Genomic DNA, 22,085 nt, shown 5'->3' with positions numbered 1-22,085 from the left:
AACCGCTGGAATACCCGGTCATTGTCGAGAAAGGCCGCTAGCATCGCGGGAATCAATTCGGCGACGGCTTCTTCGCGGCCATATTGCTCGCGATAGAAAGCGGCATATTCGCCGATCGACGCGTGGAGGTCAGGCATGAGGTTGATCGCGAGCTTGACCGGTGTTCGATCGGGTAATTGCCTGAGGCTGATACCCGCCATTCTCAATCTCCCCGCGCCTGCCAGGGCCGCAATATGAGATCGGCATGTCGGTCGAGGTCGATGCGGCGCATGTCGAGCATTGGCTGCTCAGCGACGGTCACTGGGCCGTTCGCCTCGACCTTCACGACGGCACGCTGCTCGGCGGGCCGACCCTGGTCGAGCATCGCGTGACGGGTCTCGCATCGGCAATACCGAATCTCGAGGCGCTCCGGCAGTTCGTCCTCCTCGCCCGGAAAGGGCGGCTGCCCGCATCGCTTTTGCCCCGCGAGCGGCGCGCGGCGCAGTGGATCCTCGAACTGCGCGTCGGAGACGCACTTCTTGAAGGCGCGCGCCAGCAAGTGATGGCGCGCGCGCTGTTCGGACATGCCATAGCCCCTGAGCGATGGCGGGTCGAAAGCGCCTCCTATCGCCTGCGGGTGCAAAGGCTTGTCCGCGTCGCGCGCCGCTATCTTGCCGCGCCGCTCAGCGGTCCATGGTTCGATTGACGGCATGCGTCGGCAGGCCCGTGCACGATATCGCATGGCGGAACGGCCTGCGGCACCCGCAGGCGACAGGACGAAGCATCGCCGCACGCCGCCCATGACCGGCTGCCGAGGCTTGATGGGTGGATCGTGCACATCCAGATCGCATTCGGGAGCGTCAAAGCGAAGACAGGATATGCCATGGAACCCGAACGATTTCTGCGAATGCAAAGCGTGCTCGACCGGACCGGCCTCAGCCGCGCGACGCTCTACCGGCAAATCCGCGACGGCAACTTTCCCCGCCAGCTTCAGCTCACCCGTCGATGCGTCGCATGGCGCGAGTCGGAGGTTCAAAGCTGGATGGCCGAGCGGTTCGGCGAGCGGGCGGACAATACCGACGCTCCGCCGCGAAATTGAGCACAGCCGACTTCAAAGCCGGTAGTTGCACGACCTCTGGCTGCGGTGTGATGCCGCCGATGCACGCCTAATCGAGGCTGCGTCCATTTGGGTCCTGCGGTATCGCCCCGGCAGCGCTACCAGCACAATAACTCCCCCACGCCTCCATCAGCCTGACGCGCGCGCCCGGCTGGGCCGGCGTGCCAAGATAGGTTGTGCGGCGATAGGCCGCCTGCACGGCGTCAGGTGTTTTGTGAGCCAGCGCCGCTTCCACCACGGCGTCCGCAAAATCCTCGTTGGCCGCCCAGTCGGTGAATGTAGACCGGAAACCATGCACATGGAACGGCACCTTCATGTCGCGTAGCACCTTCAGCAACGTCATGTCGGACATCGGCATTCCAACCGCTCCGGGGAAAACGACCTCTGTATCGGGGAGCCGAAAGGCATTTGCTTTGGCCAGCACCGCGAGAGCCGCGTCCGATAGCGGGACCATGTGGGCCTTGGCCCGCTTCATGTGGTCGGCCGGAATGGTCCACAGTCGCCCCTCGAAATCGAACTCCGCCCATGTCGCGAGCCGAACCTCCTGACTGCGCACGCCTGTCAGGATGAGCAGTTCGAGCGCCAGCCGTCCGAATGCGGGCTTTCGACGCAAGGCGACCATGAAGTCGGGCAGCGCGCTGTAAGGCATCGCCTTGCGATTCTCGCGCGATTTCACTTGGCGGGGCAATCCGCGCCCGGCTTTCAGGCTGCCATTGCCCGACGGAGCTTCGGTAGAGCGCCAGCCTTTTGCATGCGCATAATCGAGGACGACGCAGATTCGGTTGCGCACCTGACGCGCTGTTTCGGGAATCTCCTGCCATATCGGCAACAGCACATCGATGATGTCCGCCGCGGAGATTCTCCCAGTTGGAAGGTCGCCCAATTTCGGGAAAGCATGGCTCTCGAGGGCCGCAAGCCATTGGCGGGCATAGATGGCGCTTTTCCAGCCTGCCGCATTCTCGCTATGATATTGGCGGGCCGCTTCCCGGAATGTCACCTTGGCGGCGGCTTCGTCCTTCCTTTCCGCCAGCACATCGCGACCCTCGATCTTGACCGCCTTCCGAAGTTCATTGGCTTTCTCACGCGCCTCCGCAAGAGGAAGCAGCTTGGCGCTGCCCAAGCCGATATCCTGGCGTTTGCCGTCACGTTGCAGCCTAAGAAGCCAAGAGGCCCCTCCCCGCTTATCGACCTTCAGAAATAGCCCGTCGCCGTCCTGATACGTGCCGGGATTCGCCAATGCTGCCTTGACCGCCAAAGCCGTAAGCTTTTTCATAGGGTTAACCCAATTTTTTACCCCCACACTCGGAAGCCCGATTCTTAGGGGTCGAAAAATTTACCCCCACATTCTCCCCACACTTTTCACTGCGCTGCAGTGATCTGCGATGAGATGCAGAGGAACGACCGAGGGATAATACCCTAGGTTTTCTGCGGCTTCCAGCGATTTTAGGAGATGCCCTCGGACCAGAGGGTGGTGGACAGGGCTGGATTCGAACCAGCGTACGGAAACCCGGGCAGATTTACAGTCTGCTGCCTTTAACCACTCGGCCACCTGTCCATGGGGTCCGCTTTGGGAAGCGGTCCAATGGCGAAACGAGGCTTGCCTGTCAATGCCAGTCATGGGAAAGGCGCGCGCTATGAGACAATTTTCCCGTCACCGCCGCCCGCAAGGCCAGAGCACGCGCGGCCAGCCGATCCGTTTCTGGGGCCGCCACGCCGTTCTGGCCGCGCTCGCCAATCCCGAACGGACCGTCAAGCGCATCTGGGGCACGCGCGAGGCGCTCGCGCAGCTCGACCTGCCCCCGGTCGTTCCCATCTCTTATGCCGAGGTCACCGATCTCGCGCGACTCGTCGCGCGCGACGCGCCGCATCAGGGGCTGGTGATCGAGGTCGACCCGCTCGAAAGCATCTATCTGGGCGATCTGTTGCAGGAAGAGGTCGATGCGGACAGCAAGCGTCCGCTCATCGTCCTCGATCAGGTCACCGACCCGCATAATATCGGCGCGGTGCTGCGTTCGGCAGCGGCGTTCGACGCCGCCGCGATCATCACGCAGGACCGCCACAGCCCGCCCGAAAGCGGTGTGATCGCGCGATCTGCGTCCGGCGCGCTCGAAACCGTGCCGTGGGTGCGCGTCGTCAACCTGTCGCGCGCGCTCGAAGAGATCGCCGAGGCGCAATATTGGCGCATCGGGCTGATGGGCGATACCGAAACGACGCTGGCCCAAACGCTCGACGGCAGCCGCGTCGCACTGGTGCTCGGCTCCGAAGGCGACGGGATGCGCCACAATGTGATGGAACATTGCGACGTGCTGGCGAAGCTGCCGATTTCGCCGCGGATGGAGAGCCTCAATATCTCGAACGCCGCCGCGATCGCACTCTACGCGGTGGCGACGGCCGGCGCATAATTCCATCAACCGTCGCCCCGGCGAAGGCCGGGGGCTCAACTTTGCGCCATAACAAAATGTCGAGATCCCGGCCTCCGCCGGGATGACGAATAGTCAATCCTCTGCCGCAATTCGCACCTTCAGCCCGTCGAGGGCGTCGGTGAAGGGCAGCTGGCACGACAGGCGCGACGCATCGCTGCGATCGGTGGTCGAATCGAGCAGGTCGTTCTCGTCCTCGCTCATCGCGGGCAGCCGGTCGGTCGCACCCGCCTCGACATGGACATGGCATGTCGCGCACGAGCAACAGCCGCCGCACAGCGCGAGCAGTTCGTCGAAACCGGCATCGCGGATATTTTCCATCACGGTCAGGCTGGTGTCGCCTTCGATCTCATGCTCGGTCCCGTCACGCGTCACCACAATCAGCTTGGCCATGTGCATCCCCATATCATTAGATTCGCTTGGCCTATGTCGCGCGTTGCGCGGCAAATCAAGCGCTGCTAGAGCGATGACCGGGAACAAAAGGAGAATATACGATGGGCCTGGGCCAGCAGCAGCTGAATGCCGGAATCGACGCGCTCGCGGCGCTCGATGCCAATTTCGCGCGCGCGCTCGGCCACGCGGGCTATCCCGAGCCGCGCATCCGCGCGCCCGGCTACCCCACGCTTTTGCGTACCATCGTCGGCCAGCAGGTCAGCGTCGCCGCCGCCAATTCGATCTGGAACAAGCTCGAAGCGGGATTCGGTGAAGGCTGTCCCGCCGAAGCGGTTGCCGCCGCCGATTTCGACGCGCTACGCGCCTGCGGCCTGTCGGGCCAGAAACAGGGCTATGCGAAAAGCCTCGCCCAGCTCATCCTCGCCGGAGAGTTGCAGTTCGACGCGCTGCCTGCCGATGACGAAGAAGCGATCGCACTGCTGACCAAGGTCAAGGGCATCGGGCGCTGGTCGGCCGAAATCTATCTTCTCTTTGCCGAAGGACGCCCCGACATCTGGCCTGCGGGCGACCTCGCGGTCCAGGAAGCGGTCGGGCGTATATTGCAGCTTGAAGCACGGCCAAGCGAGAAACAGGTGCGCGAACTCGGCGAAGCCTGGCGCCCGCACCGCGGCGCCGCGGCGATCTTCAGCTGGCACTGTTACAATATGGACGTGATCTAAGGCTGAGCCCTGCTATTTCTATATTGCGGGGAATGGTGCGAAGCGCCAATCGGGATTGCGCAATTCCAGTTGATGAGGCCTTCATGACCACGACCCGCGACATCGTCACCACCTATTATGCCGCTTTCAATGCCGGCGACAGCGAAGCGATGCTCGCCTGCCTCGCCGATGACGTTCGCCACGACGTCAACCAGGGCGACCCGCGCCACGGCAAGCCGCTGTTCCGCGAATTCAACGCCCATATGACGAAATGCTATCGCGAAGAGCTGACCGGCATGGTGATTTTCGCCGAGGGTGATCGCGCCGCCGCCGAATTCATCGTCAACGGCACCTATCTGGCGACCGACGAAGGGCTTCCCGAAGCGAACGGGCAAAGCTATCGCCTCCCCGGCGGTGCCTTTCTGTCGGTCAATGCCGAGGGGCTGATCGACCGCGTCACCACTTATTACAACCTGACCGACTGGATGCGGCAGGTCGGCGCGTGACGATAAAAGTTGCACCGGTGACGGGCGCAGGGCTGGCCGATGTCATCCCTGCCCTCGCCCGGCTGCGCATCGCGGTATTTCGCGACTTTCCCTATATCTATGACGGCGATGCGGCCTATGAGGCCAGTTATCTCGCCGATTTCGCGGCGGCGGCAGGCGCGGTCGTCGTGGTCGCGCGCGACGGCACCGATATCGTCGGTGCCGCCACCGCGGCGCCGCTGGCCGCACAGGACGCCGCGTGGCAGGAACCGCTCGCCGCCGCGGGCTTCGATATCGCGCGTACCTTCTACTTCGGCGAATCGGTACTGCTCGGTGGGTATCGCGGGCAAGGCGTCGGTCATGCCTTCTTCGACCATCGCGAGGCGCAGGCGCGCGCACATGGCGCTTCGCATGCCGCCTTTTGCAGCGTCATCCGCGCTGCCGATCATCCCGAACGCCCGGCCGGCTATCGCCCGCTCGACGCCTTCTGGCGCGGCCGCGGCTATGCGCCGCTGGAAGACGTGACGGCGTGGTTCGATTGGAAAACCGTTGGGGGCACCGGCGAGGAGCGGCACCAACTGCAATATTGGACGCGGGCGCTTTAGGCTCCGGCAACGGCGAGCGGCGGGCTGCGGCCCGTTGCGGACCTTTTCCTAGCTTGTCACCCCGGACTTCATCCGGGGTCCCGCTGGACGTCGAAAACTGCTCGTGCCTCAAAAAGCGGGATCCCGGGTCAAGGCGGAAGAGCCACGGGTCTCCTCCGCGGATGACGAAGTCTTGGGCAGAAAGCGGCCGATTGCGGACGCTAGCTAAATAACCGTCGCCCCCGCGAAGGCGGGGGCCGCTGGCAACCTTGCGCTCGGCCGATTGCGGCCAGTTAAGGGTTGGACATGCCCCCGGCATGTCCAAGAATGGTCCGGGGGACCATTCGACCCTTCACTCGTTCGCGGGGGCGACGGTTATGGATGGTTAGCGACCGGCCGCTCCCCACCCCAATGCCGACGTCAAACAGCCCTTCTATTCGCCCCAAAGAAAAAGGCCGGGCGAATTCCTCCACCCGGCCTTTCCTGATCTCTTCAGCGCGAAACTTATTTCTTCGCAGCTGCCTTCTTCGCCGGAGCCTTCTTCTCAGCCGGCTTTTCTTCAGCCGCCTTCGGGGCCGCAGCCTTCTTGGCCGCGGGCTTTTCCTCCGCCTTGGCGGGGGCCGCTTCGGCCTTCTTCGCCGGAGCCTTCTTGGCAGGGGCAGCCTCGGCGGCTTCTTCCTTCACCGCTTCCTTCTTGGCGGCGGGCTTTTTCGCTGCCGCCTTCTTGGCGGGCTTATGGTCGTGGTCATGGTCGTGGCCGCAACCCGGGCCATGCACATGGCCGTCGTCATCGGCTTCGATCGCCGCTTCAATCTCTTCGCGCGTCACTTCGCGGTCGGTGATCTCGGCTTTTTCGAACAGGAAGTCGACGACCTTGTCTTCATAGAGCGGGGCGCGGAGCTGCGCGGCGGCGAGCGCATCCTGCTGGACATAGTCCATGAAGCGGCCGCGATCTTCGGGGCGATACTGCTGCGCCGCCTGCATGACCAGGCGCTGCATTTCCTGGTTCGAGACCTGCACGCCATGCGCCTGGCCGATTTCGGACAGAAGCAGGCCGAGGCGAACGCGGCGCACCGCGATCGAACGATAATCGTCGCGGTCGTTCTCGAGTTCGGCCTTCGCCGCTTCGGGATCTTCCTCGTGGCTGACTTCATGCTCGAGCTGCTGCCAGATCTGGTTGAATTCGGCCTCGACCATCGTCGGCGGCACGTCGAAGTCGTGCGCGGCGGCGAGCTGGTCGAGCAGCTTGCGCTTCATATAGGTGCGCGTCAGGCCGTTCAGTTCCTGCTCGACCTGATCCTTCATCAGCTCTTTCAGCTTGTCGAGGCTTTCGAGGCCGAGCGACTTGGCGAACTCGTCGTCGATCTTCGACGCGGCCGGGATCTTCACTTCCTTCACCTTGACGGCGAATTCGGCGGGCTGGCCCTTCAGATTCTCGACCGGATATTCGTCGGGGAAGGTCACCTTCAGCGTCTTTTCGTCGCCGGCCTTGACGCCGACCAGCTGGTCTTCGAAGCCCGGGATCAGCTGGCCAGAGCCGATTTCGACCGCCATGTCCTCGCCCGTGCCGCCGTCGAAGGCGACGCCGTCGACGCTGCCGGCGAAATCGATGATGACCTGGTCGCCCTCGGCTGCCTTCTTGGTCTTCGGCGCCTCTTCGAAGCGCTTCATCTGCGCGGCGAATTCCTCGATCTTCGCCATTACCGCCTTGTCGTCGGCCGGAACGGTCAGCCGTTCGAGCTTCAGCCCGTCGATCGACGGGGTCTCGATCTCGGGCAGCACTTCCAGTGCGACGGTCAGTTCGGCGTCCTTGCCGCGCTCATAGCCATCGGCGAGCGTCACCGCGGGCTGCAACGCGGGGCGAAGCTTTTCCTTCGCCATCAGGTCGCGCACGCTGGCGTCGATCGCCTTGTTCAGCGCGTCGGCCGACAATGCTTCGCCGTGCATCTTGCGGATCAGGTTCGGCGGCACCTTGCCGGGACGAAAGCCGGGCATCCGCACGGTCGGCGCAATGCTCTTCACTTCGTCATCGACGCGCGCGTCGATATCCTTGGCGGCGATGGTCAGGCTATATTCGCGCTTCAGGCCTTCGTTCAGCGTTTCGACGGTCTTCATTGCCTTGGTCTTATCCTTGCTCAAAATCTCGTATCGAGAACCCAGCCGATATGGCGGAATTCCCCTGTTCCCGGCCTGCGCTACAGATTGGTGCGGGCGAAGGGACTCGAACCCCCACATCTTGCGATACTGGTACCTAAAACCAGCGCGTCTACCAATTCCGCCACGCCCGCAGGAGCTTTCGGCCGGGGTGCACGAAATCGCGCGCTGCCGCGCACGCCCGTGCGGGCCGCGCGGGGCTATAGCAGACACGTGGCCAAGGGCAAGGGCACAAAGCCCCGATAATCCGCCGCCGGAACATGCGCCGCGCCCGTTCGTTGCTTAACGCAAGGAGAGTGACAATGGCCAGTGCCCCCGACCCGCTTCCCAAACCGAAGCCCGACACGATCGAACCCCAGGCGCCGCCCGAACAGCCGGTGCAGCCGACCCCGCTCGAAGACCCCGCCGGCCAGCCGCAGGAAGTCCCGGGCAGCCCCGGCGGCGGTGATATCGATCAGCCCGGCCGCGGCCCGGACGAAGTCCCGCCGCAACAGGTCTGACGCCTCGATAATGGCCGGGAACGGCCGGGCCCGGATTGTCTTACTGCGCCGCGTCAGCCCGCGCAGAATGTAACAAAGCGCGTGATCGCCTGCTTGCCGCCGGGCGTCGCCGCCATGTCGACGGTCGCGCCGTCGGCAGTCATGCGCAGCCAGCCGTTGGCGGCAAAGGCGCGGATGAAGGGCGAGCCGCCGGCGATTTCCTCCGACGAGAAATAGGGAATCTCTTCGGCATCGGTGGTCCCCGTCAACCGCAGCTTCTGGTCACCCGACGCCAGGTCGATTGCGGTCAGATCGGGCGAATTTCCCGAAATGCTCGCGAAGATGCGGTTGCCGCCCTCTTCGCACGAAAAAGCCAGCGGCTGGTCATCGGTGTCGGTGACTTCATAGGCGAGGATCGCGCTCTGCGCGCGTTCCTCTTCGTTGACGCGCATCGTCCAGTCGTAACCTTCGTTCACCGCGGGCGCGCCCGCGACGCTCGCCGTAGCACCCAAGATTAGCGTAACCGCGCCGCCGACCGAAACCATCATCCGCTTCATCATTCCATCCTTCGTCATCATCCTGGACCAACGTCCATGCCTATGACAGCGAAGTAGCTGAATTCGCTGTGAACTGCATCACTTGGCAATCAGCCGAGCGTCTTTTTCAGCAGTTCGTTGACGACCTGCGGGTTCGCCTTGCCCTGCATCGCCTTCATCGTCTGCCCAACGAAGAAGCCGAACAAGGCTTCCTTGCCGCCCTTATACTGTTCGACCTTGTCGGCATTGGCGGTCAGGATCTTCGCGATCTCGGCCTCGATGGCGCCGGTGTCGCTCGTCTGCTTGAGGCCATCGCGCTCGACGATCACGCCCGCAGCATCGCCGCTTTCGAGCATCTTCTCGAACACCGCCTTCGCGATTGTCCCCGAAATCGTGCCGTCGGCGACGAGGCCGAGCAGTTCGGCTGCCTCCGCAGGACTGACCGGCGAATCCGACAGGTCGCGGCCCATGCGGTTGAGTGCGCCGAACAACTCGCTGGTCACCCAGTTTGCCGCGGGAGCGGGCTTCGCGCCCGCTTCGAGCAGCGTGTCGAACCACAGCGCGGCCTCGACCTCGGCGGTCAGCACGTCGGCGTTGTAGGGCGAAATTCCGGCCGCCAGATAGCGCGCGCGCTTGGCGTCGGGCAGTTCGGGCAAGGACGTCCGGCATTCGGCCAGAAAATCATCGTCGAGGATGAGCGGCAGCAAATCAGGATCGGGGAAGTAGCGGTAATCATGCGCATCTTCCTTCGACCGCATCGATCGCGTCTCGTTACGATCCGGATCATAAAGCCGCGTTTCCTGCACCACCGTGCCGCCGCTTTCAATCAGTTCGACCTGACGCTTGGCCTCGCCCTCGATCACCGCCATCACGAAACGCACCGAATTGACGTTCTTCGTCTCGGTGCGCGTCCCGAATTCGTCGCCCGGCTTGCGCACCGACACGTTCACGTCGGCGCGCATCGAGCCTTCTTCCATATTGCCGTCGCATGAGCCGACATAGCGCAGGATCGAGCGTAGCTTGCGCACATACGCACCAGCTTCGGCGGGCGAGCGCATGTCGGGGCGCGAGACGATCTCCATCAGCGCGACGCCCGACCGGTTGAGGTCAACGTACGACATCGACGGGTGCTGGTCATGCATCAGCTTGCCCGCGTCCTGCTCGACATGGATGCGCTCGACCCCGATGCGCTTCGCTTCGGGCAGTCCGGCCTTTTCATCAGCCTCGATCGTCAGCGAACCTTCACCGACAATCGGATGATAAAGCTGTGAAATCTGGTAACCCTGCGGCAGATCGGCATAGAAATAATTTTTGCGGTCGAACCGCGAGTATTTGTTGATCTGCGCCTCGATCGCCATGCCGGTGCGCACCGCCTGGCGGATACACTCGCGATTCGGCACCGGCAGCATGCCGGGCATCGCGGCGTCGACCAGCGACACCTGCGTATTGGGTTCCGCCCCGAACGCCGTCGCGGCGCCCGAGAACAGCTTGGCGTTGGAGGTGACCTGCGCATGGACTTCCAGGCCGATCACGACCTCCCACTCGCCGGTTTCGCCCTTGATGCGATAATCGCTCATCTTACCACCACTTTTCGGCGCGAGCGTTGAAGCCCGCCCGCTCTTCAATAGCCAGCCCCGCGTTCAGTACGCCCTGCTCGTCAAACGCCTTGCCGATGATCTGCAAGCCTAGCGGCAGCCCTTCGCGGTTCAGCGCTGCGGGGACCGACATCGCGGGCAGGCCCGCGAGGCTCGCAGGCACCGCGAACACGTCGTTGAGATACATCGACAGCGGATCGGCAGTCTTTTCGCCCAGCCCGAAAGCCGCCGACGGCGCGGTCGGAGCGAGAATCACGTCGCAAACGCCAAACGCAGCCTCGAAATCGCGCGCGATCAGCGTCCGCACCTTCTGCGCCTGCGTATAATAGGCATCATAGAAGCCCGCCGACAGCACATAGGTGCCGATCATGATGCGCCGCTTGACTTCGGGTCCGAAGCCGTCGGCGCGTGTCGCGGCGTACATGTCCTGCAACCCCGCCTTTTCGGGCAGGTCGCGGAGGCCGTAGCGTACGCCGTCATAGCGCGCGAGGTTCGACGATGCTTCGGCGGGGGCGATGATATAATAGGCCGGCAGCGCATATTTGGTGTGCGGCAGGCTGATCTCGACGACCTCGGCCCCCGCATCCTTCAGCATCGCGATGCCCGCATCCCACATCGCGTCGATGTCGGGATCGATGCCTTCCAATCGATATTCCTTGGGAATACCGACCGTCTTGCCCTTGAGGTCGCTCGACAAAGCCGCTTCCCAATTCGGAACGGCCATATTCAGGCTCGTCGCGTCCTTTGGATCGAAACCCGCCATATTCTCGAGCATGATCGCGCAGTCGCGCACGTCGCGCGCCATCGGACCCGCCTGATCGAGCGAGCTTGCGAACGCCACGATGCCCCAGCGCGAGCAGCGGCCATAGGTCGGCTTGATCCCCGAAATGCCGGTGAAGGCCGCAGGCTGGCGGATCGAGCCGCCGGTGTCGGTGCCGGTCGCTGCGGGGCACAGCCGCGCCGCGATCGCCGACGACGAGCCGCCCGACGAGCCGCCCGGCGCGAGCGCCGCATTGCCGCCGTCCTTGCGCTTCCACGGGCTGATCACATTGCCGAAATAGCTCGTCTCGTTCGACGATCCCATCGCGAACTGGTCGAGGTTCAGCTTGCCCAGCATGCCGCAGCCCGCGTCCCAGAGCTTCGCCGACACCGTCGATTCATAGCGCGGAACGAAACCTTCGAGCATATGGCTCGCCGCGGTCGTCTGGACGCCGCTCGTCGCGAACAGATCCTTCATCCCGATCGGCACACCCGACAGGGGCTTTAAAGTGCCCGCTGCGCGGTCGGCATCGGCGGTCTTTGCCGCCGCGATCGCATGGTCCGGGGTCTCGACGATGAACGCGTTCAGCGCCTTCGCGCCCGCGACATTGGCGTTGAACGCCTCGGCGACCTCGACGGCACTGAATTCGCCAGCGCGGTGCCCGTCGCGGATCTGCGCGACAGTCAGGTTCGTAAGCTCGGTCATTATTCGATTACCTTGGGAACGCCGAAGAAGCCGTGCTGCGGCGCAGGCGCATTGGCAAGAATATCGTCGCGGCGATTGCCGCCGGTCAGCGGATCGGCATCGACGACATCGTCGCGCAGCCGCAGCGTGTTGGGGATCACCGCGGTCATCGGCTCGACCCCGGTCACATCGACCTCGCCGAGTTGCTCGACCCAGCCGAGGATGCCGTTCAATTCGCCTTCCATCGCGGCGGCTTCCGCATCGCTGATTGCGATGCGCGCCAGCGACGCGATTTTCCTTACCGTTGCCTGATCGATTGCCATCTTTTTCGCCTTATCGGGAGAAGCTGCGCCGCTAGCATCCTCGCCGGATCGCTTCAAGGCGTGGGCGCGATTCTCACTCGAAAACCTCGCCCAGCGGCTGGCCGTCGACGAACACCTGCCGCCGTGCGACCGGCCGCACCTCGACTCTTCCCTTCTCGACCCGGTCGATCGTCAGCACGCCGCCGCTGCGGAACGCTTGATAATCCTCCGCCCATTGGCCGGTCTTCGCATCGCGCGCGAACAGCGCGACATTGTTGCCGCGGCCGATGACGACGATCCGCGCCTCGTCCAGCACATAGGCGACGCATGGTGCGGTCCGGCATTGGCCGCGTGAATCCACCGCCGCATAGGCTTGGGGCAACAGAATCCGGCCGGCCGGCAGCACGCGTATCTTCTCTTCGATCTTTTTCGCCGCATAGGTCACATCTGTGGCATCGGGCGTTTCGCCCGGCGCGTTCAGGTCCCAGCGATTCCTTGTTTTCAATGCCCATCGGGCCAGGTCCGCCTTCGCCTTGTCGGGCGACTTCGCAAGGTCGGCCAGCGCCCGGCGTCCGGCGGGCCCGAAATCGAACGCCAGCGCCGCCCAGTCGAATTTGCCGGCGGCGATGGTGCCATCCTTCAGCCGCCCGAGCTGGTCGCGCGTCGAAATCGCGCCGAAATCGAGAATCGGCAAGGCGAGGAAGGCGGCGAGCAGCATCAGGCCGATCGCGAGCTTTTGTTGCAACGGCCGCAGCAGGTCGTCGAAATCACGCCGCCCCCTGACCACCGACCATAGTCCCGCAGCGCCATAGGCCAGCGCGATCATCGCCGCGATCACGCCCCAGATGCGTTCGGGGGTCCAGCCATATTGGACCACCCGCAAATGCATCGAATAATAGGCGATCGCCGCGAGCGGCAGCACCGCTGCGGCCAGCGCAGCCGCCGCGATCTGCAGGAAGCGGTTGCCCGACCGGTCATCGCGGCCATTGCCGATCGCCGCATTGGCGAGCAGCACCGCAAAGGCGGCCGCGGCCATCATCAGCGCGGCGGTCGAAAAGCCCGATTTCCAGAGCGGTGTCAGCCCGGTGCCAAGCAGCGACAGCAGGAACAGCGCCAAAGCGACCGCCAGCACCGGCGCCAGCACCGCGAGCACGATCATCACCAGCCGCTGCAAGGTCGCGACGAGCTTGTCGCGCTCGCGCAGCAAGCCGACCGCGCCGCCGAATGCTGCCCCCGCGAGCATCCAGCCGAACCATTCGCCGTTCAGCAATCGCTCGATCAGGTCGATCCCGATCAGCTTGAACATCTGTCCGATCAGCACGATGAGCAGGAAAGTGATGCCGACGAAGACCAGCCCCGCCGCGCCGATCACCGCGTCGGTCCAGGCATGGCTGTGCAGCCGTTCATAGGGCATCGCCCACAGCTTCCAGAACCGCCAGTCGGGCGCGACGTCGCGGCGCGTCTGGAACAGCGGTGTTGCGACGAGCACCGCCAATATCCCCGACCAGAAGGGCCATTCGATCGGCGATCTATTGAGGTTGTAACCCGCCGACGTCCAGGTGATCAGCCCCATCACCGCGCCCCAGGCCAATGCGAAACCCAGCGCCCAGTGCCAGCGCCGCTGCTCGACGCCGAGCAGGAAAACCACCGTTGCGATCGCGACGAACGCCGCGAGCGCATCCAGCCCCGGCGCCGCCCCCGCGGCATGGTTACGATCGATGAGCAGGTGAAAGATCAGCCCCGCGAGCGCGCCGATCGCCGCCATGATCCATGGCCGCAGCGGCCAGGGCGCGTCATTTTCATCCAGGCGCGCCGAGACGGGACGAGCCCGGACTTCGGCCGAATCGGGAGCGGGCGTGCTTGCGGGTGTCTCGGTCATGCCCCACATCTGGGCTTGTTTCATGGCGCTTCGCAAGCCAGATAGCGCCCATCATTCTCTTTCGCGTCCGCTGCGAACGGCACGACATCTTCTCCTGATGGAGCCCCAATGGCCCGCAAATTCCTTTACCTGATCGCCGCGATCATCCTTCTCGTCCTCGGCTTCGGCATCGCCTATCAGCTCAACCCGAGCTGGTTCGGCCGGATGGCGCTCGTTCCCAGCACCAAATTCGTCGAGCAGGCCGCCGCCGCACCCAACGCCTATGACGATCCGAAAATGTGGATCGCGCGCCCCGGTCTGGAGGGCGACCCGTCGGCGTGGCGTCCGGCGACCGACGAGAAAGCGCCCTCCGCTCCGGCGAAGGCGCAGGAAGGGGGCACGATCCTACCCTCCGCCCAGGCCGCAACGGCGACCGAAACCGCCGCGCCAAAGGGCGATGCAGCGATCTTCTTCGTCCACCCGACCAGCTATTACAGCAAGTCAAGCTGGAACGCTCCGCTCGACGACCGCGACGCCAATTATCGCGCGACATTGTTCATGCAGGGCATGGCGAGCGCCTTCGGCGATGCCGGCGAGGTCTGGGCACCGCGTTACCGCCAGGCGACGCTCGGCGCCTTCCTCGCCGAGGATCGCGTCACCGCGGGCAAGGCAATCGACGCCGCCTATCGCGACGTGGAACAGGCGTTCGACGCTTTCCTGGCGTCGATCCCCAAGAACAAGCCGATCATCCTCGCCGGCCACAGCCAGGGCGCGCTCCACCTGACCACGCTGCTCAAGAACCGGATCGCGGGGACGCCGCTCGCCAGGCGTATCGTTGCCGCTTATATCATCGGCTGGCCGATCAGCCGCGACACCGATCTTGCCGCGCTTGGTCTTCCCGCCTGCGAGACGCCCGAGCAAAAGGGCTGCATCCTGTCGTGGGCGAGCTTTGCCGAGCCCGCCGATCCGGTGATGATCACCGACGCCTATGACGGCACGATCGGTTTCGACGGCCGCCCGCGTGCGGGAACGCGCATGCTCTGCACCAACCCGCTGACCGGCACCCCCGACGCGGCCGCCGCGCCCGACGCCAATATCGGCACGCTGAAACCCGCCGACGGTTTCAAGCGCGGATCGCTCGTCGCCGGCAGGATCGGCGCGAAATGCGACGATGCGCGCGGCTTCCTGATGATCGGCGACGCCGAAATCGCGAAGGATTATGCGCCGAGCTATGTGCTGCCCGGCAATAATTACCATGTCTTCGACATCACCCTGTTCTGGGCGAACGTCCGCGCCGACGTACTGCGCCGGCTGGCCACGTATGAAGGGAAGCCGTCGCCGGTGCCGCCGCCCCCGGCTCCACTGGCGCCGCCGATCGAGCCCGCTCCGACATCTTCGTCATCCCGGACTTGACCCGGGATCCATGGCCCGACGCCGCGACGCCGGGCCATGGATGCTGAAACAGGTTCAGCATGACGAATTTAGGCGATAAAGGCGGCGCATGATCACCACCGCCCCCGCCGAATTCGTCGCCGCATGCCCGAACGGCGGCCGTCTGATGGCGCTCGACGTCGGCACCAAAACCATCGGCGTCGCCTTCTGCGATGCGAACTGGGCCTTCGCGACCCCCGACAAGACGATCAAGCGCACCAAATTCACCGCCGACCTTGAAGCGCTGAAGGCGCTCACCGCTGCGCAGTCGGTGGTCGGGCTCGTCGTCGGCCTGCCGCTCAACATGGACGGTAGCGACAGCCCGCGCACGCAAAGCACCCGCGCCTTCGCGCGCAACCTCGCCCCCCTCGCCCTCCCCCTGCTGCTCTGGGACGAACGCTGGTCGACCGCGGCGGTCGAACGCGCGATGATCGCCGCCGACGTCAGCCGCGCCAAACGTGCCGAGCGTGTCGACAGCGCCGCCGCGGCTTTCATCCTCCAGGGCGCGATCGACGCCCTCACCCGCGAATGACGCGCGGTTGACCGAATATCTCCTGATCTGGCTTGGCGTCGCGAACGGCATCGCCTTCGGCCTGATGGTTGCCGACAAGCGCCGCGCCGAAGCGAGCGCACGCCGGATATCCGAGAGCACCCTGCTTGGCTGGTCGTGGCTCGGCGGAGCGATCGGAACCTACCTCGCTTCGCGCCTCGTCCGGCACAAGACACGCAAACAACCCTTCGCGAATAAAATGGTGATGCTCTGCGCCGCAGAAATCGTCCTGCTCGGGCTTTGGGGCCTCGATTTGATCGACCCGATTGTCGCCGCGGCGCTTGCTTATTTACCCCGCCCTGCGTAGACGCTCGGCTTTAATGACAAACGCAACCACCCGACCCGCCAGCGACTATCCGCCCGGCGGCGATGCCTTTCGCCATCGCCACCTGCTGGGCATCGCCCCGCTCACCCCGTGGGAGATCAGCTATATTCTCGATGCCGCCGAACAGTGGGTCGAGATGAACCGCAGCGGCGCCGCGAAGCATGACGACCGGCTCGCAGGCCTGACGATCATCAATGCCTTTTTCGAAAATTCGACGCGCACCTTGCTGTCGTTCGAAATCGCGGGAAAGCGCCTCGGCGCCGACGTCGTCAACATGCACGCCGCCCAGTCGAGCGTGAAGAAGGGCGAAACGCTGATCGACACCGCGATGACGCTGAACGCGATGCGCGCCGATGCCATCGTCATCCGTCATGCCAGTTCGGGCGCGGTGCAGCTCATCGCCGACAAGGTCGACTGTCCCGTGCTCAACGCCGGCGACGGCCGCCACGAGCATCCGACGCAGGCGCTGCTCGACGCGCTGACGATCCGCCGCCGCCTCGGCCGGGTCGAGGGCCTTACGATCGCCATCTGCGGCGATGTCCTCCACAGCCGCGTCGCGCGTTCGAACATTCTTGCCCTGACCCTGCTCGGCAACGAGGTGCGCATCGTCGCACCGCCGACGCTGACGCCGCCCGCGATGGAGCGGATGCATGTCACCAGCTTCACCGACATGGACGAAGGCTTGCACGACGCCGACGTCGTGATGATGCTCCGCCTGCAGAATGAGCGCATGGACGGCGCCTATCTGCCCAGCCCGCGCGAATATCATACGCTCTACGGCCTCACCCCGAAGCGGCTCGAAAAAGCGAAACCCGATGCCATCGTCATGCACCCCGGCCCGATGAATCGCGGGGTCGAGATCGACAGCAGCATCGCCGACGACCCGGTCCGCTCGACGATCACCGAGCAGGTCGAAATGGGGGTCGCGGTGCGCATGGCGTGCCTCGACATATTGACGCGCCGCAAGCGGGGGGTGCCCGGATGGAACTGAAGCCGCTCCATATCACCGGCGCGCTGCTCATCGACGGCGACACGCCGCGCCCGGGCAGCCTGCTCGCGGTCGACGGCCGCATCGCCGCGATCGACCCCCGCGACCTTCCCGAAGGGACCGAGACGGTCGATGCCAGGGGCCAATGGCTCGCCCCCGGCATCATCGATCTCGGGGTCTTCGCGACCGACAAGCCCGCCTTTCACTTCGGCGGCGTCACGCGCGCGGCGCTGATGCCCGATATCGGTCCGCTCGACGGCGCCGGGCTGGTCGAGCGGGCGGCCAAGGGCGGCAAGCCCGACCTTTGGGTCCATCCGGTCGCCGCCGCCACCAAGGGCCTCGAAGGCAAGGAACTCGCCGAGATCGGCCTGATGAAACAGGCGGGCGCACGCGCGATCGCCACCGGCCGCAGCCGCATCGCCGACAGCGGCGTCATGCGCCGCGTCCTGACCTACGCCGCCTCGCTTGGCCTCGTCACGATCATCCATGCCGAAGATGAGGGACTCACCGCCGGCGCCGTCGCGACCGACGGCGAGATGGCGACACGCCTCGGCCTCGCCTCGGCGCCCGCCATCGCCGAGGCGATCGCGATCGCGCGCGACCTGGCGCTCGTCGAGGAAACCGGCGCGCCCGTCCATTTCCGGCAGGTCACGACCGCGCGCGGGCTCGACCTGATCCGCGCCGCCAAGGCGAAGGGACTGCCCGTCCTCTGCGGCATCACCCCGGCGCACCTGCTCCTCTCGGACACCGCGATCGGCGATTTCCGCACCTTCGCACGCCTGTCGCCGCCGCTCCGGTCGGAAGATGATCGCCACGCCTGCCTTGCCGCGATCGCCGACGGCACGATCGACATCCTCGCCTCGGGCCACGACCCGCGCGGCCCCGAAGACAAGCGCCTGCCCTTCGCCGAGGCTTTGCCCGGCATGGCCGGCGCCGAAACCTTGCTCGCGCTCGGCCTGAACCTTGTCCGCGACGGCCATGTTTCGCCGGGCCGCCTGTTCGAACTGCTCGCGGCCACTCCCGCCTGCCTGCTCGGCGTCGATGCCGGCAGCCTCGCGGTGGGCAAGGAAGCCGACCTCATCCTGATCGACGAAGGCACGCCGTGGCAGGTCGACGCCAAGAAGATGGCGGCCTGGGCAGGCAACACGCCCTTCGACGGCATGCCGGTGCAAGGCCGTGCCACCGCGATCTGGAAGGGCGGTTTGCGGGTGCGTTAGGGGCTGGGTGAAGCCGGTTTGTCGGATAACGGCTGGAAGTTGCCATTTCCCTTTTTGTCACCCCGGACTTGATCCGGGGTCCCGCTTGAAGTCGAAACTGTCGCTGCCCAAAAAAAAGCGGGATCCCGGGTCAAGCCCGGGATGACGAAGGTGCGTTAAGCAGCGTCCGCTCCCCACCCCAAAACCGACATCACTTCCCCGCGATGCAATCGGCATCACCAACAAAAAGAGCCCCGTCTTTCGACGGAGCCCGCAAAGATAGCTTCGATAGAGAATCAGGCGCTGACCGGATCGCTATCCTTGTCGACCAGAAGCACGACACCGACGACGGCCGCCAGGGCGATCAGGGCATAAAGCCAGGTCGAGCCTTCAAATTCGCTCTGACCATCGACAGTCGAGGTTGCACGTGCGCCGTCGAAAGCCGCCGCGGGGGCAGCCGAAGCCACCACCGGCGCCAAAGCCATCGAGGTTGCGGCAAGTGCCACGGCGGCCTTTTTGAAAATATTCATGATAAACTCCGTCCACTATCAGGCATTGCGCTCTAACCACAATTCTGTGTCTTCCCAGCGTCTTGCGGCTCAACACACCGCAAAAACATCTCATCTCTTCGCAAACCCCGCGTCATCTCCGCTCCCTTACAAGCGAAGGGGCGCAGCCTCGCGGCTGCGCCCCTTCCTCGGTCCACTCCCCCCGGAGTGTCGAACTTTATCGCGATGCGAGGCGCATCGGGCTCGATTTGGCGGCCCATTGGATGCTTTCGGCGCCGCCCATCTGGCGAATGAAGCAGGTCTGTCCCTGCGCCTTCAATTGCCGGCACATTTCGGTCGCGTCGCCGCGCGTCGAGAGGCCGTTGACGGTCAGGCGATAGAAGGTGCGACCCTTCACGGTGGCCGCGTGGCTCGACGCCGGGAAGCTCGCGAGCATGCCGTTCTTCTTCTTCAGCACGCCCCATTTTTCCTTGGCGATGCCGAGGCTGTCATAGGCGCCAAGCTGGACGGCCCAGCCGTCCGGCTTCTTGGCATTGAACGCTGCGGGAACGATGCGCGTCGCCAGCTCCAGCGCCTGCGCCTGCGCAGGACGGACCGTTTCGGCGGGTGCCCCCGGCGCGGCGCGATAAGGCACCGCGTCGGCCATGATCACTTCGGCGGGCGCGGCTGCCGGCTGCGGCAGTTCGGTCACCGGAACGACGCCGTTTTCGTCGCGCTGCGGCATCGGCAGTTCGACCGAGCGAATGCTCGTATCGGCGCTGGCCAGCACGGGCGGCGGCGGTGCGAAGCTATCGACCGGCGCCGGGTCGGCAGCAGCGAGTGCCACCTCATCCCCGGCGCCATCGCCGGCTGCGGCCATCCGCGTATCCGCCGAATTGGCGAGCGCGAGACGCACCGGCATGCCAGCATCAGCCTTGGCCTTCGTCCCGATCAGGCTGGCGACACGCAACTGGGCATCGGGTTGCCCCGCAAGTTTTGCCCATTCGGTCATGCGAAGGTCGACCTTGGCGAGCGACAAATCCTGCGCAGCGAGAATGCGCGCTTGCGCCCAGCGCCCCGACAGCGCGAACGCCAGCGCCAGATTCTGCCGCGTGCGGGCGCTCGCACCTTCGGCGCGCGCCGCTTCGGTCAGCACATAGATCGCCGATTCATTGTCGCCGGCCAGCGCGAGGGCCAGCCCGGCATCGGGGGCGGGCACCGTGTCGCGGTGTGCGCCGAGCAGCGCGACGGCGTCGGCCGCCTTGCCCTGCGCGATATGCGCAAGGGAGAGCGCGATGATGGTGTTGGCGTCGTTCGCGCCCAACTCCATCGCTTCGGTCAGCACGGTCGAGGCCGAGGCGAAGCGGCCATCGTTCAGATAGGCCTGGCCGAGCAAGGCGCGATATCCGGCATCGCGCGGGCTCGCGGCGACGGCGGCTTCGGCATAGCCGACCGCCTTGCCGGCCTTGCCCTTTTCCAGCGCGGTCCGCGCAGCACCCGCCGATTTCTCGGCAATACCGGGCTTGCCGACGCTCGACGCTTCGGCGCTCTGGCCCAGCGTCCCGTGCCCGAAGGTCGTAATTCCCAGGACAAAGCCCGAAATAGCCAGCTTCATTAGCATGTTGCGGTTCATGATCAGTCCCCCTTACGCATCGTCTGGCGCGTCGGGCGCACCGCCGGCAGGCGGCTCGCCATCGCGTCGATTTCGGGCAGCGACGACAGATATTCGTCGAGCAAGTCGGTCAGGATCACCTGCGAAGACCGGTTGGTCACCGCGCTCGCGAGCCGCAACCGCAGGTGGCGTTCGGCATCGAGACGCAGCGTGAACGCCGCCTTTTCACGGGCGCGCAGCGTACGCGGCTGGCGCTCGACAGGGCCTTGTTCGACCTTGCGCGCCACCGCGGCGACACGGTCGGCCAGCGTTTCCTGCTGGCGAACGACCTCGGGGATCGCGGGCGGTTCGGCCGGAAAGACTTCCTCGTTCGCCAACGCGTCGCCCAATATCGGGGTCAATTCATGCCCGGCGCTTTCGTCGACCGCCTGTTCGGCCTCGACGTTGTGCGCGAGCACCGACCCCGCCAGCATCGGTTTCAGATCGACCATGTTCGTCGGTTCGGTCGACTGTTCGGGATCGACATCATATCCCATGTCGTTCCAGCCAAGGTCGTCGTAACCGACCGTATTCAGCACCGCGGGGCCGCTGCCGAGCGGCTGGCGGCGCATTGCGGGGCGCGCGGCGCCCTTGCGCGCCAGCAGACCGGCGCTCAGCGATGCGAGGGGTTTGGGTTCGCCCATCACTCCGGCTCCCCCTTACTGGCCCGCGATGCGGCGGCCGAAGCCACCGCCCATCGGACGGACCGCGCCATAGCCGGACTGCGAAGGCAGCGGCGACGAGAAGATCGTACGGCGGAAATTCTTTTCCAGCCGGTCGTTCATATAGGACCAGAGCTGGCGGATCTCCTCGGCCGAGCGGCCGTTCGGATCGACTTCCATCACCGTGCGGCCATCGATCATCGACGCGGCATAATCGACGCGGTGATGCAGCGTGACCGGCGCGACGGTGCCATGCTGCGACAGCGCAACCGCGGCTTCGCTGGTGATCTTCGCTTTCGGCGTCGCGGCGTTGACGACGAAAACCAGCGGCTTGCCGGCGCGTTCGCACAGATCGACGGTCGCGCCGACGGCGCGCAGGTCGTGCGGGCTGGGGCGCGTCGGGACGACGATCAGTTCGGCAACCGAAATGACGCTCTGGATTGCCATGGTGATCGCCGGCGGCGTGTCGATAACGGCGAGTTTGAAGCCTTGCTGGCGGAGGATTTCGAGGTCCGAGGCAAGCCGCGCGACCGTGGTCTGGGCAAAGGCCGGAAGGTCGGTTTCGCGTTCGTTCCACCAATCGGCGAGCGAGCCTTGCGGATCGATGTCGATCAGCACCACCGGACCGGCGCCGGCGAGTTGCGCCTGCACCGCGAGATGCCCCGACAATGTCGTCTTGCCCGACCCGCCCTTTTGTGAAGCCAATGCCAAAACGCGCACGACTGCCCCCCTGATTACCTCAATTGCGGC

The 22,085-nt window shown here is 65.0% G+C and carries 24 protein-coding genes, 2 tRNA genes and 1 pseudogene; 12 read left to right on the top strand and 15 right to left on the bottom strand.

What is annotated here, in order from left to right; translation table 11 throughout:
* Positions 1-5: 5 nt before the first annotated feature.
* Positions 6-200 (bottom strand): annotated as a pseudogene (locus tag FHR22_RS22260) (DUF2274 domain-containing protein); the annotation flags it as partial.
* A 44-nt stretch (positions 201-244) separates the two neighbouring features.
* On the opposite strand from FHR22_RS22260, the gene FHR22_RS04510 reads away from it, so the two are divergent.
* Complete coding sequence (locus FHR22_RS04510) at positions 245-685, top strand: DNA -binding domain-containing protein (protein ID WP_166939376.1); 441 nt, start codon at positions 245-247, stop codon at positions 683-685.
* Positions 686-886: 201 nt separating this feature from the next.
* Positions 887-1,078, top strand: a complete 192-nt coding sequence (locus tag FHR22_RS04505) for a helix-turn-helix transcriptional regulator (RefSeq protein ID WP_243853465.1) — start codon at positions 887-889, stop codon at positions 1,076-1,078.
* Positions 1,079-1,145: 67 nt separating this feature from the next.
* Here FHR22_RS04505 and FHR22_RS04500 read toward each other — a convergent pair whose 3' ends face one another.
* Complete coding sequence (locus tag FHR22_RS04500) at positions 1,146-2,369, bottom strand: tyrosine-type recombinase/integrase (RefSeq protein WP_166939371.1); 1,224 nt, start codon at positions 2,367-2,369, stop codon at positions 1,146-1,148.
* A gap of 196 nt (positions 2,370-2,565) precedes the next feature.
* A tRNA-Tyr gene (locus tag FHR22_RS04495) sits at positions 2,566-2,651 on the bottom strand.
* Positions 2,652-2,730: 79 nt separating this feature from the next.
* On the opposite strand from FHR22_RS04495, the gene rlmB reads away from it, so the two are divergent.
* Positions 2,731-3,498: a 23S rRNA (guanosine(2251)-2'-O)-methyltransferase RlmB gene (gene rlmB / locus FHR22_RS04490; RefSeq protein ID WP_166939369.1), complete on the top strand. Its 768-nt coding sequence runs from the start codon at positions 2,731-2,733 to the stop codon at positions 3,496-3,498.
* A 93-nt stretch (positions 3,499-3,591) separates the two neighbouring features.
* Here the strand turns inward: rlmB and FHR22_RS04485 are convergent, their stop codons facing one another.
* Entirely contained in the window at positions 3,592-3,909 is a 318-nt protein-coding gene (locus FHR22_RS04485; RefSeq protein ID WP_166939367.1) for a 2Fe-2S iron-sulfur cluster-binding protein, read from the bottom strand.
* A 101-nt stretch (positions 3,910-4,010) separates the two neighbouring features.
* Between FHR22_RS04485 and FHR22_RS04480 the strand changes: the two genes are divergently transcribed.
* From FHR22_RS04480 to FHR22_RS04470, 3 genes are all read left to right on the top strand, one after another.
* Entirely contained in the window at positions 4,011-4,628 is a 618-nt protein-coding gene (locus FHR22_RS04480) for a DNA-3-methyladenine glycosylase family protein (RefSeq protein ID WP_166939364.1), read from the top strand.
* A gap of 83 nt (positions 4,629-4,711) precedes the next feature.
* On the top strand, positions 4,712-5,113 hold the full coding sequence (locus tag FHR22_RS04475) for a ketosteroid isomerase-related protein (RefSeq protein WP_166939362.1): 402 nt from the start codon (positions 4,712-4,714) through the stop codon (positions 5,111-5,113).
* A complete protein-coding gene (locus FHR22_RS04470; RefSeq protein WP_166939359.1) occupies positions 5,110-5,697 on the top strand; it encodes a GNAT family N-acetyltransferase in 588 nt (195 codons plus the stop codon). Before FHR22_RS04475 ends, FHR22_RS04470 begins: the two co-directional genes overlap by 4 nt.
* A 483-nt stretch (positions 5,698-6,180) precedes the next feature.
* On the opposite strand, the gene tig is transcribed toward FHR22_RS04470, so the two are convergent.
* Entirely contained in the window at positions 6,181-7,791 is a 1,611-nt protein-coding gene (tig, locus tag FHR22_RS04465; RefSeq protein ID WP_166939356.1) for a trigger factor, read from the bottom strand.
* A gap of 88 nt (positions 7,792-7,879) precedes the next feature.
* Positions 7,880-7,964 (bottom strand) — tRNA-Leu (locus FHR22_RS04460).
* A gap of 168 nt (positions 7,965-8,132) precedes the next feature.
* Here FHR22_RS04460 and FHR22_RS04455 point away from each other — a divergent pair.
* Entirely contained in the window at positions 8,133-8,330 is a 198-nt protein-coding gene (locus FHR22_RS04455) for a hypothetical protein (protein ID WP_166939354.1), read from the top strand.
* Positions 8,331-8,383: 53 nt separating this feature from the next.
* On the opposite strand, the gene FHR22_RS04450 is transcribed toward FHR22_RS04455, so the two are convergent.
* From FHR22_RS04450 to FHR22_RS04430, 5 genes are all read right to left on the bottom strand, one after another.
* Entirely contained in the window at positions 8,384-8,866 is a 483-nt protein-coding gene (locus FHR22_RS04450; RefSeq protein ID WP_166939351.1) for a hypothetical protein, read from the bottom strand.
* An 89-nt stretch (positions 8,867-8,955) separates the two neighbouring features.
* Positions 8,956-10,422 carry an Asp-tRNA(Asn)/Glu-tRNA(Gln) amidotransferase subunit GatB gene (gatB, locus tag FHR22_RS04445; RefSeq protein WP_166939349.1) on the bottom strand — a complete coding sequence of 489 codons (1,467 nt, stop codon included), beginning with the start codon at positions 10,420-10,422 and terminating at the stop codon, positions 8,956-8,958.
* A gap of 1 nt (position 10,423) precedes the next feature.
* Positions 10,424-11,905: an Asp-tRNA(Asn)/Glu-tRNA(Gln) amidotransferase subunit GatA gene (gene gatA, locus FHR22_RS04440; RefSeq protein WP_166939347.1), complete on the bottom strand. Its 1,482-nt coding sequence runs from the start codon at positions 11,903-11,905 to the stop codon at positions 10,424-10,426.
* On the bottom strand, positions 11,905-12,207 hold the full coding sequence (gene gatC, locus FHR22_RS04435) for an Asp-tRNA(Asn)/Glu-tRNA(Gln) amidotransferase subunit GatC (protein WP_166939344.1): 303 nt from the start codon (positions 12,205-12,207) through the stop codon (positions 11,905-11,907). The genes gatA and gatC overlap by 1 nt, the downstream gene beginning before the upstream one ends.
* A 73-nt stretch (positions 12,208-12,280) precedes the next feature.
* Positions 12,281-14,065 (bottom strand): DUF4153 domain-containing protein, encoded by a 1,785-nt coding sequence (locus FHR22_RS04430; protein WP_243853463.1) that lies wholly within the window; start codon positions 14,063-14,065, stop codon positions 12,281-12,283.
* Positions 14,066-14,173: 108 nt separating this feature from the next.
* On the opposite strand from FHR22_RS04430, the gene FHR22_RS04425 reads away from it, so the two are divergent.
* The 5 genes from FHR22_RS04425 (at position 14,174) to FHR22_RS04405 (ending at position 18,555) form a co-directional block, all read left to right on the top strand.
* On the top strand, positions 14,174-15,457 hold the full coding sequence (locus tag FHR22_RS04425) for a DUF3089 domain-containing protein (protein ID WP_166939342.1): 1,284 nt from the start codon (positions 14,174-14,176) through the stop codon (positions 15,455-15,457).
* Between the two features lie 88 nt (positions 15,458-15,545).
* On the top strand, positions 15,546-16,007 hold the full coding sequence (gene ruvX, locus FHR22_RS04420) for a Holliday junction resolvase RuvX (protein WP_166939340.1): 462 nt from the start codon (positions 15,546-15,548) through the stop codon (positions 16,005-16,007).
* A 7-nt stretch (positions 16,008-16,014) separates the two neighbouring features.
* Positions 16,015-16,332 carry a DUF1294 domain-containing protein gene (locus FHR22_RS04415; protein WP_166939337.1) on the top strand — a complete coding sequence of 106 codons (318 nt, stop codon included), beginning with the start codon at positions 16,015-16,017 and terminating at the stop codon, positions 16,330-16,332.
* Positions 16,333-16,345: 13 nt separating this feature from the next.
* Complete coding sequence (locus FHR22_RS04410; RefSeq protein ID WP_166939335.1) at positions 16,346-17,341, top strand: aspartate carbamoyltransferase catalytic subunit; 996 nt, start codon at positions 16,346-16,348, stop codon at positions 17,339-17,341.
* On the top strand, positions 17,332-18,555 hold the full coding sequence (locus FHR22_RS04405; protein WP_166939332.1) for a dihydroorotase: 1,224 nt from the start codon (positions 17,332-17,334) through the stop codon (positions 18,553-18,555). Before FHR22_RS04410 ends, FHR22_RS04405 begins: the two co-directional genes overlap by 10 nt.
* Before the next feature lie 275 nt (positions 18,556-18,830).
* Here FHR22_RS04405 and FHR22_RS04400 read toward each other — a convergent pair whose 3' ends face one another.
* From FHR22_RS04400 to FHR22_RS04385, 4 genes are all read right to left on the bottom strand, one after another.
* A complete protein-coding gene (locus tag FHR22_RS04400; RefSeq protein WP_166939330.1) occupies positions 18,831-19,064 on the bottom strand; it encodes a hypothetical protein in 234 nt (77 codons plus the stop codon).
* 196 nt (positions 19,065-19,260) lie between these two features.
* The gene (locus FHR22_RS04395) at positions 19,261-20,655 is read right to left on the bottom strand and encodes an SPOR domain-containing protein (RefSeq protein ID WP_166939328.1); all 1,395 of its coding nucleotides are present in this window, start codon (positions 20,653-20,655) and stop codon (positions 19,261-19,263) included.
* 2 nt (positions 20,656-20,657) lie between these two features.
* Positions 20,658-21,317, bottom strand: coding sequence for a hypothetical protein (locus FHR22_RS04390; protein WP_166939325.1), 660 nt, complete (start codon positions 21,315-21,317; stop codon positions 20,658-20,660).
* A 15-nt stretch (positions 21,318-21,332) separates the two neighbouring features.
* Positions 21,333-22,055: an AAA family ATPase gene (locus FHR22_RS04385; RefSeq protein WP_166939323.1), complete on the bottom strand. Its 723-nt coding sequence runs from the start codon at positions 22,053-22,055 to the stop codon at positions 21,333-21,335.
* Positions 22,056-22,085 lie beyond the last annotated feature (30 nt).

Origin of the sequence: Sphingopyxis panaciterrae, from assembly GCF_011762125.1 — a bacterium.
GTDB classification, from domain to species: domain Bacteria; phylum Pseudomonadota; class Alphaproteobacteria; order Sphingomonadales; family Sphingomonadaceae; genus Sphingopyxis; species Sphingopyxis panaciterrae.
This window is presented reverse-complemented; position numbering and strand designations above follow the sequence as displayed.

Coding starts and splice junctions, on each gene's coding strand:
- FHR22_RS04500 (WP_166939371.1), bottom strand. CDS start 2,369: ATGAAAAAGCTTACGGCTTTGGCGGTCAAGGCAGCATTGGCGAATCCC.
- gatA (WP_166939347.1), bottom strand. CDS start 11,905: ATGACCGAGCTTACGAACCTGACTGTCGCGCAGATCCGCGACGGGCAC.
- FHR22_RS04390 (WP_166939325.1), bottom strand. CDS start 21,317: ATGGGCGAACCCAAACCCCTCGCATCGCTGAGCGCCGGTCTGCTGGCG.
- FHR22_RS04395 (WP_166939328.1), bottom strand. CDS start 20,655: ATGAACCGCAACATGCTAATGAAGCTGGCTATTTCGGGCTTTGTCCTG.
- FHR22_RS04425 (WP_166939342.1), top strand. CDS start 14,174: ATGGCCCGCAAATTCCTTTACCTGATCGCCGCGATCATCCTTCTCGTC.
- tig (WP_166939356.1), bottom strand. CDS start 7,791: ATGAAGACCGTCGAAACGCTGAACGAAGGCCTGAAGCGCGAATATAGC.
- gatC (WP_166939344.1), bottom strand. CDS start 12,207: ATGGCAATCGATCAGGCAACGGTAAGGAAAATCGCGTCGCTGGCGCGC.
- FHR22_RS04505 (WP_243853465.1), top strand. CDS start 887: ATGCAAAGCGTGCTCGACCGGACCGGCCTCAGCCGCGCGACGCTCTAC.
- FHR22_RS04450 (WP_166939351.1), bottom strand. CDS start 8,866: ATGAAGCGGATGATGGTTTCGGTCGGCGGCGCGGTTACGCTAATCTTG.
- ruvX (WP_166939340.1), top strand. CDS start 15,546: ATGATCACCACCGCCCCCGCCGAATTCGTCGCCGCATGCCCGAACGGC.
- FHR22_RS04410 (WP_166939335.1), top strand. CDS start 16,346: ATGACAAACGCAACCACCCGACCCGCCAGCGACTATCCGCCCGGCGGC.
- FHR22_RS04455 (WP_166939354.1), top strand. CDS start 8,133: ATGGCCAGTGCCCCCGACCCGCTTCCCAAACCGAAGCCCGACACGATC.
- FHR22_RS04400 (WP_166939330.1), bottom strand. CDS start 19,064: ATGAATATTTTCAAAAAGGCCGCCGTGGCACTTGCCGCAACCTCGATG.
- gatB (WP_166939349.1), bottom strand. CDS start 10,422: ATGAGCGATTATCGCATCAAGGGCGAAACCGGCGAGTGGGAGGTCGTG.
- FHR22_RS04510 (WP_166939376.1), top strand. CDS start 245: ATGTCGGTCGAGGTCGATGCGGCGCATGTCGAGCATTGGCTGCTCAGC.
- FHR22_RS04405 (WP_166939332.1), top strand. CDS start 17,332: ATGGAACTGAAGCCGCTCCATATCACCGGCGCGCTGCTCATCGACGGC.
- FHR22_RS04480 (WP_166939364.1), top strand. CDS start 4,011: ATGGGCCTGGGCCAGCAGCAGCTGAATGCCGGAATCGACGCGCTCGCG.
- FHR22_RS04485 (WP_166939367.1), bottom strand. CDS start 3,909: ATGGCCAAGCTGATTGTGGTGACGCGTGACGGGACCGAGCATGAGATC.
- FHR22_RS04475 (WP_166939362.1), top strand. CDS start 4,712: ATGACCACGACCCGCGACATCGTCACCACCTATTATGCCGCTTTCAAT.
- rlmB (WP_166939369.1), top strand. CDS start 2,731: ATGAGACAATTTTCCCGTCACCGCCGCCCGCAAGGCCAGAGCACGCGC.
- FHR22_RS04430 (WP_243853463.1), bottom strand. CDS start 14,065: ATGACCGAGACACCCGCAAGCACGCCCGCTCCCGATTCGGCCGAAGTC.